7 protein-coding genes are annotated in these 12,838 nt (G+C 69.3%); 2 read left to right on the forward strand and 5 right to left on the reverse strand.

Annotated elements, in window-relative coordinates; all coding sequences use genetic code 11:
* Positions 1-65 precede the first annotated feature (65 nt).
* A complete protein-coding gene (gene murJ / locus IF55_RS08925; protein WP_030882193.1) occupies positions 66-2,438 on the reverse strand; it encodes a murein biosynthesis integral membrane protein MurJ in 2,373 nt (790 codons plus the stop codon).
* Between the two features lie 42 nt (positions 2,439-2,480).
* The gene (locus IF55_RS08930; protein ID WP_030882195.1) at positions 2,481-4,784 is read right to left on the reverse strand and encodes a DUF6049 family protein; all 2,304 of its coding nucleotides are present in this window, start codon (positions 4,782-4,784) and stop codon (positions 2,481-2,483) included.
* 170 nt (positions 4,785-4,954) lie between these two features.
* Here IF55_RS08930 and IF55_RS08935 point away from each other — a divergent pair, with 170 nt between their 5' ends.
* Positions 4,955-6,430, forward strand: a complete 1,476-nt coding sequence (locus IF55_RS08935; protein ID WP_030882197.1) for a CCA tRNA nucleotidyltransferase — start codon at positions 4,955-4,957, stop codon at positions 6,428-6,430.
* 99 nt (positions 6,431-6,529) lie between these two features.
* On the opposite strand, the gene IF55_RS08940 is transcribed toward IF55_RS08935, so the two are convergent.
* The 3 genes from IF55_RS08940 to IF55_RS08950 all read right to left on the reverse strand — a co-directional run bounded on the left by IF55_RS08940 (position 6,530) and on the right by IF55_RS08950 (position 9,704).
* On the reverse strand, positions 6,530-7,798 hold the full coding sequence (locus IF55_RS08940; RefSeq protein WP_030882200.1) for an MFS transporter: 1,269 nt from the start codon (positions 7,796-7,798) through the stop codon (positions 6,530-6,532).
* Positions 7,799-7,897: 99 nt separating this feature from the next.
* A complete protein-coding gene (locus IF55_RS08945) occupies positions 7,898-8,980 on the reverse strand; it encodes an inositol-3-phosphate synthase (RefSeq protein WP_030882204.1) in 1,083 nt (360 codons plus the stop codon).
* A 49-nt stretch (positions 8,981-9,029) separates the two neighbouring features.
* The gene (locus tag IF55_RS08950) at positions 9,030-9,704 is read right to left on the reverse strand and encodes a PadR family transcriptional regulator (RefSeq protein ID WP_030882207.1); all 675 of its coding nucleotides are present in this window, start codon (positions 9,702-9,704) and stop codon (positions 9,030-9,032) included.
* 357 nt (positions 9,705-10,061) lie between these two features.
* On the opposite strand from IF55_RS08950, the gene IF55_RS08955 reads away from it, so the two are divergent.
* Entirely contained in the window at positions 10,062-12,746 is a 2,685-nt protein-coding gene (locus IF55_RS08955; protein WP_030882209.1) for a transglycosylase domain-containing protein, read from the forward strand.
* The last annotated feature ends 92 nt before the right edge of the window (positions 12,747-12,838 follow it).

Consider the following 12,838-nt stretch of genomic DNA (forward strand, 5'->3'; position numbering starts at 1 on the left):
GACAATTGTGCCCACAGTCCGGTGCTAAGCACGACACGCGGTAGTGGGTGAGGGTTGTGTTCGGGTCATCGGCCCAACCGGCCGCGGACCATGCCGACCATCGCGGTCAGTTCTTCGATGCGCATTCGCTTCGCGGCGACGTAGAAGACGGCGATGAGGACGATTCCGCCGCCCAGCAAGGCTACGAGGGATCCGAGGGCGCCGCTTCCCACGGTCTGGGTGATTCCGTATCCGACGCCGCCGGCGAGGAGGGCGGCGGGAATGCTGGCGCCGGCCAGGCGTGCGTACGTACGGATGACGTGGGCGCCGTCCAGGTCTCCGCCCAACCGGTTGCGCAGACGGTTCCAGGCCACCCCGACGCCGATGGCGTAGGCCAGGCCGTAGGAGGCGGCCATGCCGACGACGGCCCAGCGGGAGGGGAGGACGAGGAAGCAGAGGGCCGAGGCGAGGGCGTTGGACGAGGCGACGATCACCGTGTTGTAGAAGGGGGTGCGGGTGTCTTCGTAGGCGTAGAAGCCGCGGAGGACGACGTACTGCACGGAGAACGGGATGAGGCCCAGGCCGAAGGCCATGAGGATGAAGCCCATGGACCGTGCGCCGTCCGTGCCGGACGAGGAGAACATCAGGGTGCACATCGGGACGCCGAGGGCGAGGAAGCCGAAGGCGATCGGCACGATGGCGACGGCGGAGGTGCGCAGGCCCTGGGAGATGTCGTCGCGGACGGCGCCGGGGTCTCCGTCGTGTGCGGAGCGCGAGATGCGGGGCAGCAGGGCCGCCATGACGGAGACGGTGATGATGGCCTGCGGCATCTGCCAGATGAGCAGGGCGTTGTTGTAGCCGAGGATGCCGGTGCCGGGGAAGCCCGCCTTCGCGGCGTCGTCGCCGGCCCAGGTGGCGAGCTGGGTGACGACGAGGAGTCCGGCCTGGTTGGCGAGGACGAAGAGGAACGTCCACTTGGCGAGCTTGGCGGCCTTGCCGAGGCCGTGGCCGCGCCAGTCGAAGCGCGGGCGGAACTTGAATCCGGCGTCGCGCAGGTAGGGGAGCATCGCCAGGGACTGGACGGTGAGTCCGAGGAGCGTGCCGATGCCGAGGAGGCGCAGGCCCTCCGGCGTGATCGTCGATTCGGTCAGGTGGGAGGTGCTGTGGGTGCCGTACACCCAGATGAACATCCCGAAGGTGAAGATCACGACGATGTTGTTGAGGACGGGGGTCCACATCATGGCGCCGAATCGGCCGCGGGCGTTGAGGATCTGGCCCATGACGACGTGGACGCCCATGAAGAAGATGGTGGGCAGGCAGTAGCGGGCGAAGGTGACCGCGACGCCGTTGGCCGCCGGGTCGTCGGCGATCTTCACTGACATGACGCGGATCAGGAGCGGCGCCGCGAAGACGCAGATGACGACGAGGGCGCCGAGGATGACCATGACGAGGGTCAGGAGGCGGTTGGCGTAGGCCTCGCCGCCGTCGTCGTCCTCCTTCATGGCGCGTACGAGCTGCGGGACGAAGACGGAGTTGAGGCCGCCGCCGATGGTGAGGATGTAGATCATCGTCGGCAGGGTCATGGCGATGGCGTAGGTGTCGCCGAGGAGGGCTGCGCCGAGCGCCGCGGTGATCACCAATTGGCGGACGAAGCCGGTCAGCCGGGAGACGAGGGTGCCGGCGGCCATGACGGCGCTGGACTTCATGATGCTGCCGACCTTGCCGCCGCCGGAGGAAGCCTTGGCGGGGGTCTGCGGGGCCTGCTGGGTCCGCGGCACCTGCTGGATCTGCTGGGTCTCCGCGGTCTCCGGGATCTGGGGGACCTGCTGCGGCACCGGTGTCGGCGCGGCGTCCATGGCCGGGTCCGGCGCCGGACCCGGCGGCGGGGTCCCGGGAGGGGGCTGGTGCCGCGGGTCGTAGTGCGCCGGGTTCTGGTGCCGCGGGTCCTGGGGCTGTTCCTGGGGGTACTGGTACGCGGGCTGGTGAGGCTGCCGGTACTGCGGTTCGCGGGGTTCGTACGGCTGCTGGTCGCGGAAGAGGTGGGCGAAGGCGTCCGGCTGGTGCTGCTCGTTCCCGGGCGGGCCGGCGGGGTCGTTGACGCCGACGAACTGCGTGGTGGCGTCGTCGCCGTAGGGGAGGTGACGGGAGGGGGTCTCGGGCTGGGGCGGCGGGGCGGGCGCCCACAGGTTCGGGTCGGGGGCGTACTGGGGGTCGGCCGGCTGCTGGTAGAGCGGCTGCTGGTGCTGGTAGGGGCCGGGCGGCGGCGGGGGGTGCGCGGCGCGGTCGTAGAGCGCCTCGGTCACCGGGTCCTGCGCGGCGGGGTCCTGCGCGGGGTACGGGTTCGCGGTGTAGGCGTCCTGGAGGTAGGGGTCCGGGGCAGGCGAGGGCGTCGGCGGGTACTGCTGTTCCGGATCGCCGCCGTGCCCTCGGCCGCGGTCACCGTCGTACGGCGCGTTCATCGCTACCCCACCTCATCGTCGGCCGACCGGCCCTACTGCTCGTCAACGGTCCACTTTCTCACCTGATCCGGATGGGTCAGTGCTTTGTGATCCGGTGTCCGGCGCCGGGTCACCCGGCTGCTCGGGATCGTCGCTGTCCGCGCCGTTGTCCTCGCCGCCGTCGTGCTGGTCCCCGTCCGCCGTGTCGCGGGCGGCGCCCCGCTTCTTGCGCTTGAGGTAGATGCGGAGGCCTGCCAGTACGAGGAGGAGCACGCCCACGGCGATGACCAGCAGCACCATCGGGGTGATGGAGGTGACCTGCACGGTGAAGTACATCGGGCCGCCGTACGGCTCTCCGTCTTCGGTGAGGAGCTGTGCTGTCACCTTAACGGGACCGTTCGCGTTGGCGCGGGTCTCGAATTTTACGGACTGGCTGTGCCCGCCCTCGACCGCGATGGGCTTCGGGTCGCCTACGTCGAGGCGGTTCGGCTGCTGGGAGGTGAGGACGAGCCGCAGCCCGTCGATGCCCTGGAGCAGGCCGTTCTTCACGGTGACCGGGACCGTGGCGCTGCGTCCGGAGAGGGTGGCGTCCGATTTCTGGATGAGGTGGACCTGCCCCCTCAGATTGTTCAGGTACTGCTCCGACGAGTCCCGGAAGTTCTCCGCGGCCCGGTGATCGCCCCGCCACGAGGTGGACATCTCCCGCATGATCGCGTTGCCGAACGGGGTGACCACGCGGTCCTTGGCGGTCAGGATGACCTTGAAGCCGTCCAGGGTGCTCTGGGTCTTCTTTATGTCCTGGAAGGCGCTGTTCGGCAGTTCCTGCTTGCGCAGCGAGCCGCTGTACGAGCCGCCTCCTGGGATGCGCTGGTTGGCGTCCGGGTCGGGCTTGGCCTTCGCGGCGTCGCCCAGGTCCACCGGCTGCGTCCAGCGGTTGTCGGACAGTGCGCCGAGGGCCGCGGCCATCGCCTGGGCTTGGCTGGCGGTGGGGGTGCGCTGGGGTGCGACGACGACGCTGCGCTGGTTCTGCGGCTCCTGCATGGTGACCATGAGGGTCTGGGCGAGGAACTGCTGCACGGCGAGCGTGGAGTTTCCGGCCTTCGCCATGTCGCCTTGGAAGGCGGTCGAGAGCCGGGCGTCGGAGACGATCGCCGTGTTGCCGCTGCCGATCTTCCGGGCGGCGGTCGGGGCGTAGGGGAGGTCGCTGTCGCGGAGGCTGTCGCTGCGGGTGATGACGTTGCGGGCGCCGGCGGAGGTGGCGACGTCCACGATGGAGGAGTCGATCGCGCCGTCCACGGGCCAGGCGAAGTCGGTGCGCGGCTTCACGCCGATGATCGTGTCGACGGTGGTCGCGGCGAGTTCGGTGGCCGCCTGGAGGTGGCTGAGCGAACCGGTGACGTCCTTGCCGCGGTGGGCGAGCGAGGCGAGGTCGGGGTCGGCGAAGGGCAGCGCCATCACCTGGTCCCCGGGGATCGCGTCCTGGAGGTCGTGGAGCCACTGCTTGGCGACCGCCTGGCTCTTGCCCGGTGCGGTCGTCCCGTCGGGCTGCTCGACGGAGTAGTTCTTCGTCATGGCCTCGACGGAGGCGAGCAGGTCCGGGTCGATGACCCAGGTGACGGGGAGGTTCTTGCCGAGGGCTACGAGCTGCTGCAGCCGCCCGCCCGGGGCGATCTCGGCCGCGAGATCGTCGTTGCGGAAGACCGGCGTCTGCTGGGGGTCGGATGCCGTGCGGGCGGTGAGGTGGGTCGTGGAGATGAGCGGCCACATGACGGTGAGCTTGGTCTTCTTGCCGTCGACGGCCGACGGCTGCCAGGGCAGGAGCGTCCGCTGTATGCCGAGCACCTGCTCGGCCTGGGTGGAGCTGTGACCGGTGAGGGCCACCCCGAGCTGGTAGATGCCGTCCGAGCCGAGGTTCAGGTCCTTCACCGGGATTTTGATGCTGAAGTCGCGGCTGATGCCGGCGGGCAGCTTCTCGATCTTCTTGGTGTATTTGCCGTCGACCTCGGCGCCGTCGGCGCCGAAGGAGAAGCCGGTGCGCTTGGCGACATCGTCGATGGCGCTGCGGCCGCTGATCTGGGGCCCGACGCGGAGGGCGACGCGGCCGCCGGAGACCGTGGATTTTCCGTCGTTGGTGACGGTGCCGGAGACGGTGAGGGTGTCGCTCTTCGTCGGCGTGGTGGGGGTCAGGGAGTCGATCGAGACGGAGACGGTGCGGGAGCCGATGGCGGCGGCGTGGGCGGCGGGGGCGGAGGGGAGTTGCAGCAGGGCTACGAACAGGAGAATTCCGGTGAGCAGTGCCGCGGTTCGTCGGAGCCGTTGATGGGCAGGGATGGAAGTAGTTCCTTGGAACTCTGCCGCATCGGCCACGCGCTCGCCCGTCCCTAGTCGTCGTCAGTGGTCGTCGGATGTGCGTCCACGAATGGTAACGAGCCCTGCGGGGCCGAAGTGCTGCGGACCGCTCCGCAAGATCGTTACGCTGGCTGGTGCCCTATTTATGAGGAAGCTCCGGGCCGTGCGGCCACGTACCCTCTTCTGTTGTGCCGAACGCCAACAATGACAGCCACTACCCGCAGTCGACCAATGAGCTCAGCCAGGTGCAGCGCCGTGCCGTGAGTGAGCTCTTGCGGGTGTCGCCCGTAGCCGATGATCTTGCCCGACGTTTCCAGGAGGCCGGGTTCACCCTTGCCCTGGTCGGCGGATCGGTGCGGGACGCGCTGCTCGGCCGGCTCGGCAACGATCTGGACTTCACGACGGACGCGCGGCCCGACGAGGTGCTGAAAATCGTCCGGCCCTGGGCGGACTCCGTGTGGGAGGTCGGGATCGCCTTCGGCACGGTCGGCTGCAACAAGCGGGGCGGAAGCGACAATCAGGTCTTCCAGATCGAGATCACGACGTACCGGTCGGAAGCCTACGACCGTACGTCCCGCAAGCCCGAGGTCTCCTACGGCGAATCCATCGACGAGGACCTCGTCCGCCGGGACTTCACCGTGAACGCGATGGCGGTCGCCCTCCCGCAGAAGGAGTTCATCGACCCGCACAACGGCCTGGAGGACCTCGCCGCGCGCGTGCTCCGGACGCCGGGCACGCCGCAGGAGTCCTTCTCCGACGATCCGCTGCGCATGATGCGTGCGGCGAGGTTCGCCGCGCAGCTCGACTTCGAGGTGGCGCCCGAGGTCGTCGAGGCGATGACGGCGATGGCCGACCGGATCGACATCGTCTCCGCGGAGCGGGTCCGGGACGAGCTGAACAAGCTGCTGCTCTCCCCCAAGCCGCGCAAGGGGCTCAAGCTGCTCGTGGACACGGGTCTCGCCGACCGCGTCATCCCCGAGCTGCCGGCGCTGCGGCTGGAGAGCGATGAGCACCACCGGCACAAGGACGTCTACGAGCATTCTCTGACGGTGCTGGAGCAGGCCATCGACCTGGAGGAGGACGGGCCGGACCTCGTGCTGCGGCTCGCCGCGCTGCTGCACGATATCGGCAAGCCGAAGACGCGGCGCTTCGAGAAGGACGGCCGGGTCTCTTTTCACCACCACGAGGTGGTCGGGGCGAAGATGACCAAGTCGCGGATGACGAAGCTCAAGTACTCCAACGACCTGATTCGGGACGTGACGAAGCTGGTGGAGCTGCACCTGCGCTTCCACGGCTATGGCACGGGCGAGTGGACCGACTCGGCGGTGCGCAGGTACGTACGGGACGCGGGGCCGATGCTGAGCCGGCTGCACAAGCTGACGCGGTCCGACTGCACGACGCGCAACAAGCGGAAGGCCAATGCCCTGTGGCGCGCGTACGACGGGCTGGAGGAGCGCATCGCGAAGCTCCAGGAGCAGGAGGAGCTGGACGCGATCCGGCCGGACCTGGACGGCAACGAGATCATGGAGATCCTCGGAGTGGGCCCTGGCCCGCAGATCGGCCGGGCGTATAAGCACCTGCTGGAGCTGCGCCTGGAGAACGGGCCGATGGAGCACGATGCGGCGGTCGCGGCGCTGAGGGAATGGTGGGCGACGCAGAGCTGAACGCCGCAACGCCTTGTTTCACGTGAAACAAGGCTCGGACCCCGAGGCCCGGTGGTCTCGTTTCACGTGAAACATGAAACGGGAGGAAACCACCGGGCCTCACTGTCGCCGGGACGCCGCCACGGCGAGGGCGGTCGCCGCGTAGATCGCGGCGACGGTGACGACCAGAGTGGCCGACCGGCCGTCCGGCGGCAGCATCAGGGCGGCTACGGCAGCGGCTCCCACGAAGGCGATGTTGAAGAGGACGTCGTAGAGGGAGAAGATCCGCCCGCGGTAGGCGTCGTCCACCGAGGACTGGACCACGGTGTCGGTGGCGATCTTCGCCCCCTGGGTGACGAGGCCGAGGACGAAGGCGGCGATCAGTATCGGCACGGGCTCGAAGGTGAGGCCGAGCGCCGGTTCGAGTACGGCCGCGGAGGCGGCGCATACGGCCATCCAGCCCAACCGGCCGAGGCGGCTCGCCGCCCACGGAGTGAATACCGCCGCCGCGAAGAAACCGGCGCCGGAGACGCCCACGGCGAGGCCGAGCAGGGCCAGCCCGTCCGCCTCGCTCTTCGCCCACGCATACCGGCACAGCATCAGGACCATGACGGTCAGGGCTCCGTAGCAGAACCGCATGAGGGTCATGGACACCAGCGCGCGGGCGGCGACACGGCGCTCCACGAGGTGGCGCAGCCCCGCCGCGAGGCCCGCCAAGGTCTCCGACAGGGCGGTGCGGATGCGGGTCTGGAGTTCGGCGGGTTCGGGGCCGAGGAGGTCGGCCGGCATGCGGAGCGCGGTGAGCCCCGCGCAGAGGTAGATCGCGGCACCGAGAAGGACGACCACGGCGTCGGACGAGGCGCCCTCGGGAACCGCGAGCCGGACGATGAAGGAGAGGCCGCCGCCCGCCGTCGCCGCGAGCGTGCCGGCGGTCGGGGAGAGGGAGTTGGCCATCACCAGCCGCTCCCGGCTGTCGACGACGCGCGGCAGGGCGGCCGAGAGCCCGGCGAGGACGAAGCGGTTGACGGCGGTGACCGACAGCGCGGAGGCGTAGAAGAGCCAGTCGGGCACCGAGGCGACGATGAGCACGGCCGTGCCGACCGCGAGGACGGTGCGCAGGAGGTTGCCGTAGAGCAGTACCTGGCGGCGGCGCCAGCGGTCCAGGAGGACGCCGGCGAAGGGCCCCAGCAGCGAGTACGGCAGCAGCAGAACGGCCATGGCGGAGGCGATGGCCGCGGGCGAGGTCTGTTTCTCCGGGGAGAAGACGACGTAGGTGGCGAGCGCTACTTGGTAGACGCCGTCGGCGGACTGGGAGAGCAGGCGTATCGCCAGCAGGCGGCGGAAGTCGCGTAGTTGAAGCAGTACGCGCAGGTCACGCACAACGGGCATGGTGCACAGCCTCACACAATGCGCTGGTCCCCGGGCGCATTGCCCGGGGACCAGCGGATCAGGCGACGGCCGACCGGCGATCGGCGATCAGGGACCGGTTCAGCGGTCGACCTCGCCGTTGATGAACTTCTCGACGTTGGCGTGGGCCTCGTCGTCGAAGTACTGAACCGGCGGCGACTTCATGAAGTACGAGGACGCGGAGAGGATGGGGCCGCCGATGCCGCGGTCCTTGGCGATCTTCGCGGCGCGCAGGGCGTCGATGATGACACCGGCCGAGTTCGGGGAGTCCCAGACCTCCAGCTTGTACTCCAGGTTCAGCGGGACGTCGCCGAACGCGCGGCCCTCCAGGCGGACGTACGCCCACTTGCGGTCGTCCAGCCAGGCCACGTAGTCCGAGGGGCCGATGTGGACGTTGTCCTCGCCCAGCTCGCGGTCGCGGATCTGCGAGGTGACGGCCTGCGTCTTGGAGATCTTCTTGGACTCCAGGCGCTCACGCTCCAGCATGTTCTTGAAGTCCATGTTGCCGCCGACGTTCAACTGCATCGTGCGGTCCAGGATGACGCCCCGGTCCTCGAAGAGCTTGGCCATCACGCGGTGCGTGATCGTGGCGCCGACCTGCGACTTGATGTCGTCGCCGACGATGGCGACGCCCGCCTCGGTGAACTTGTCCGCCCACTCCTTGGTGCCGGCGATGAAGACCGGGAGGGCGTTGACGAAGGCGACCTTGGCGTCGATGGCGCACTGGGCGTAGTACTTCGCGGCGTCCTCGGAGCCGACGGGCAGGTAGCAGACGAGGACGTCGACCTGCTGGTCCTTGAGGACCTGGACGACGTCGACCGGGGCCGCCTCGGACTCCTCGATGGTCTGGCGGTAGTACTTGCCCAGCCCGTCGAGGGTGTGGCCGCGCTGGACGGTGACGCCGGCGGGCGGCACGTCGCAGATCTTGATGGTGTTGTTCTCGCTGGCGCCGATGGCGTCCGCGAGGTCGAGGCCGACCTTCTTGGCGTCGACGTCGAAGGCGGCGACGAACTCGATGTCCGAGACGTGGTAGTCGCCGAACTGCACGTGCATCAGACCCGGCACGCGGCTCTTCGGGTCGGCGGCCTTGTAGTACTCGACGCCCTGGACCAGCGAGGCGGCGCAGTTTCCCACGCCGACGATGGCTACGCGAACCGAACCCATTCCGGTTGCTCCCTGTTAGTACTCGACGAAGCCCAGCGGTGTGCTGGGCCTACTTGGCGGTGTCGTCGGACGGGTCCGGCCGGGAACCACCCCGATGCCGGGGCAGGCCGCCCGGATCTCCTGATGTGCCCTGCTCGGAGCGGCCGGAGCCGGAGCGCTGGTCGCGCCCGGCCCGCTCGCTCTCGATCAATTCGTTCAGCCAGCGGACCTCGCGCTCCACCGACTCCACGCCGTGGCGCTGGAGTTCGAGGGTGTAGCCGTCCAACCGCTCGCGGCCGCGGGCCAAAGAGGCGCGCATCTTCTCCAGGCGTTCCTCCAGGCGGCTGCGGCGGCCTTCCAGCACCCGCATCCTGACGTCCCGGGAGGTCTGCCCGAAGAAGGCGAAGCGGGCGGCGAAGTGCTCGTCCTCCCACGCGTCCGGGCCGGACTGTCCGAGCAACTCCTCGAAGTGCTCTTTGCCTTGGGCCGTCAGCCGATAGACGATCTTGGCCCGTCGCCCGGCGAGGGATGCCGCGAGGGCGTCCTCCAGGGCGCTGCCGGGCTCCTCGATCAACCATCCGTTGGCGACCAGGGTCTTGAGGCACGGGTAGAGGCTGCCGTAGCTGAACGCGCGGAACACCCCGAGCGAGGTGTTGAGGCGCTTCCGCAGTTCATAGCCGTGCATAGGGGACTCGCGGAGCAGGCCGAGGACGGCGAACTCAAGGATGCCGGAGCGTCTGCTCATCCGTCGCCTCCCTGGTCCGCTGAGTCCTTTATGCCGAGCTGATGTATCGACTCGATACATCCAGACGATAGAACGGCCGTGCTCGTGCGACAAGGGGGAGCACGGTGAACGCGGTCACATCCCGGATTCGCCGGGGACCCGCCGCCGGAATTGGATTGAAGATCCGCAGTGGGAGGGTTTTGGCCGTGCGTAGTCTGTGCGCCATGCAAATCACCGGGAACCAAGTGACGCCGTGGGGCGTCATCGTGCTGGATGCAGTGCGCCCGGCCGCTCAAGGGGGCCGGCCCGCATATCTGGGGGACCGGAAGCCACCTGCCGCTTTCAGGCGATCACGCCTGCCCGAGGAGTAGTCGTTCCATGAGCGAGCACCGTCGCAAGCCGCCGCAGCCGCAAGGCGGCGGCCGAGCCGCGGCCCGGCGTGGGGGCGGACAGTCGTCCGGCCGCCGCGCCGCACCACCACGCAACAGTTCCACCGGCTCCGACGCCACAGCGAGCAACGCGTCGGCCGGCGCATCGAGCGGCGACGCTCCCGCATACGGCGGCCGGGCCGCCGCCCGGCGCGCGGCCCAGCGCGGCGGCCGCAGACGCTCGGGTTCGGAGTCCGTGGGCGGCGGTTCGGGCCGTGGCGGCGGCCGTCGGGGCGGCGGCGCGGCCGGCGGCGGGCGGGGCCGCGGCCGCGGTGGCGACAGCGGGCCCGTGAAGAAGCGCTTCATCGACTACCCGCGGGCGGGCAAGTACGGGTTCCGGCGCTGGGTGCCGTCCTGGAAGCTGGTCACCGCCTCCTGCCTGGGGTTCATGGGCCTCATGGTGGGCGCGGTGGGCATAGCGCTGCTGATGGTGGACATCCCGACGGCGCAGGCCGCGTCGAAGGTCCAGAAGAACGTCTACTACTGGGCCGACGGCAAGACGATGGTGGTCGCGGGCGGCGGTGAGCTGAACCGGCAGATCGTGCCGCTCTCGCAGATCCCCCAGTCCATGCAGAACGCCGTGATCGCCGCGGAGAACGCCTCGTTCGAGAGCGACTCGGGCGTCGACCCGATGGGCATCGCGCGCGCGGTCCTGAAGATGGCCCAGGGCGGCGAGACGCAGAGCGGATCGACCATCACCCAGCAGTTCGTGAAGAACACCTACCTGAACCAGGAGCAGACGCTCCAGCGCAAGGCCACCGAGCTGCTGATCTCCATCAAGGTGGGGCTGCGGACGAGCAAGGACGACATCCTCGCCGGGTATCTGAACACCGCCTATTACGGGCGCGGCGCGTACGGCATCCAGGCCGCGGCGCGCGCGTACTACAACAAGGACTGCTCGGACCTGACGCCGACCGAGAGCGCGTACCTCGCGGCGACGCTGAACGGCCCGAACCTGTACGACCCGTGGGGCGGCCAGGGGCCGGCGGCGACGCCCGAGAAGAACACCAAGCGGGCCGTCGAACGCTGGCAGTTCGCGCTCAGGCGCGAGGTCGAGACCAAGCGGATGAAGCCCGAGGAGCGCCAGAAGTGGCTGGCGAAGGGCTTCCCGAAGCCGCAGCGGCCCAAGCCGGCGACGAACCGGGCCGGGCAGATCGGCTATCTCACGGACCTCGCCGACGCCTACATCGTCGCGCACAGCAAGGGCAAGATCACCAAGGCCCAGTTGGACAAGGGCGGTTACCAGATCCACACCACCTTCCAGCGGGACAAGGTGGATACGCTGGCGAAGTCCGTCGAGGACGTACGCAAGGCGAACATCAAGCCCAAGGAACGCAAGGTCGACGAGCACGTGCAGTTCGGCGGGGCGTCCGTGGAGCCGGGCACGGGCAAGATCATCGCGATCTACGGCGGTGAGGACGCGCTGAAGCACTACACCAACAACGCCGACGACACCGGCGTCCAGGTCGGTTCGACGTTCAAGCCGTTCGTGCTGGCGGCGGCCATGGAGCACGGCAAGCGCAATCCGGGCCGATCCGCCGACCAGGGCGACGACGAGCGCACCCCCGTCTCGCCGGAGAGCGTCTACGACGGCGACAACGAGGTGACGCTGCGCGACTTCAACGGGCAGATCTGGCACGACAAGGACGGGTCGGAGTGGCGCCAGAAGAACGACGGCGGTGAGAACAGGGGGCCCATCAGCCTCCGGACCGCGATGCAGTTCTCGGTGAACACGCCCTACATCCAGCTCGGCATGGACGTCGGCACCGACGTCGTCCGCCAGGAGGCGATCAAGGCGGGGCTCTCCAAGGGCCAGCTCGCCTCGCTCTCCCCCACCTTCTCCCTCGGCACGTCGGCGCCGAGCGCGATCCGGCTCGCCGGCGCGTACGGCACCTTCGCGGCCAAGGGCAAGCAGGCCGAGCCGTACTCGGTCGAGAAGGTCGAGAAGGACGGCACGGCCGTGTACAAGCACGAGGAGGAGACGACGCAGGCGTTCGACGCGAACATCGCGAACAACGTCACCGATGTGCTGCGCAACGTCGTCGAGCACGGCACCGGCACCTCGGCGAAGCTCGACGGCCGGCCGGCGGCGGGCAAGACCGGTACGACCGACGAGAACCGCTCGGCCTGGTTCGCGGGCTACACCCCGCAGCTCTCCACGGCCATCGGCATGTTCCGCGTCGACCCCAACGCGAAGAACCAGGAGTTCCTGTCCATGCGCGGCGTGGGCGGCCAGAAGACCATCCACGGCGCGTCGTACCCGGCGGAGATCTGGGCCGACTACATGAACAAGGCGCTGAAGGGCAAGCCCGTCGAGGACTTCGACAAGCCGCAGCCGATCGGCAAGAAGATCTTCGGTGATGGCGCCAGCCCGACCCCGTCGTCCACCCCGACGACGAAGCCGACGCCGACCCATACGCCCACCCACTCGCCGACGCCGAGCACGCCGACGACGCCGACCCACACGCCCACCCACTCCCCGACGCCGACCCATACCTGCGGCCCGCTGGACTTGCCGTGCAAGGGCAACGGGGACGGAAACGGCGACGGGAACGGGCCCGGAGACACGTCCGGACCCGGCGGCCATCCCACCGCGACGATGTCGCCGTCCAAACCGGGCAGCATCTTCGACTAGCCGCGGGACCCCGGGCCGCCGCTCCGCCGGCCATGACCGATGAGGGCCGTCACGCACCGCGCGTGGCGGCCCTCACCGCTGTCCACAGGCCC

It is taken from the genome of Streptomyces varsoviensis, assembly GCF_000718635.1.
Classification (GTDB): domain Bacteria; phylum Actinomycetota; class Actinomycetes; order Streptomycetales; family Streptomycetaceae; genus Streptomyces; species Streptomyces varsoviensis.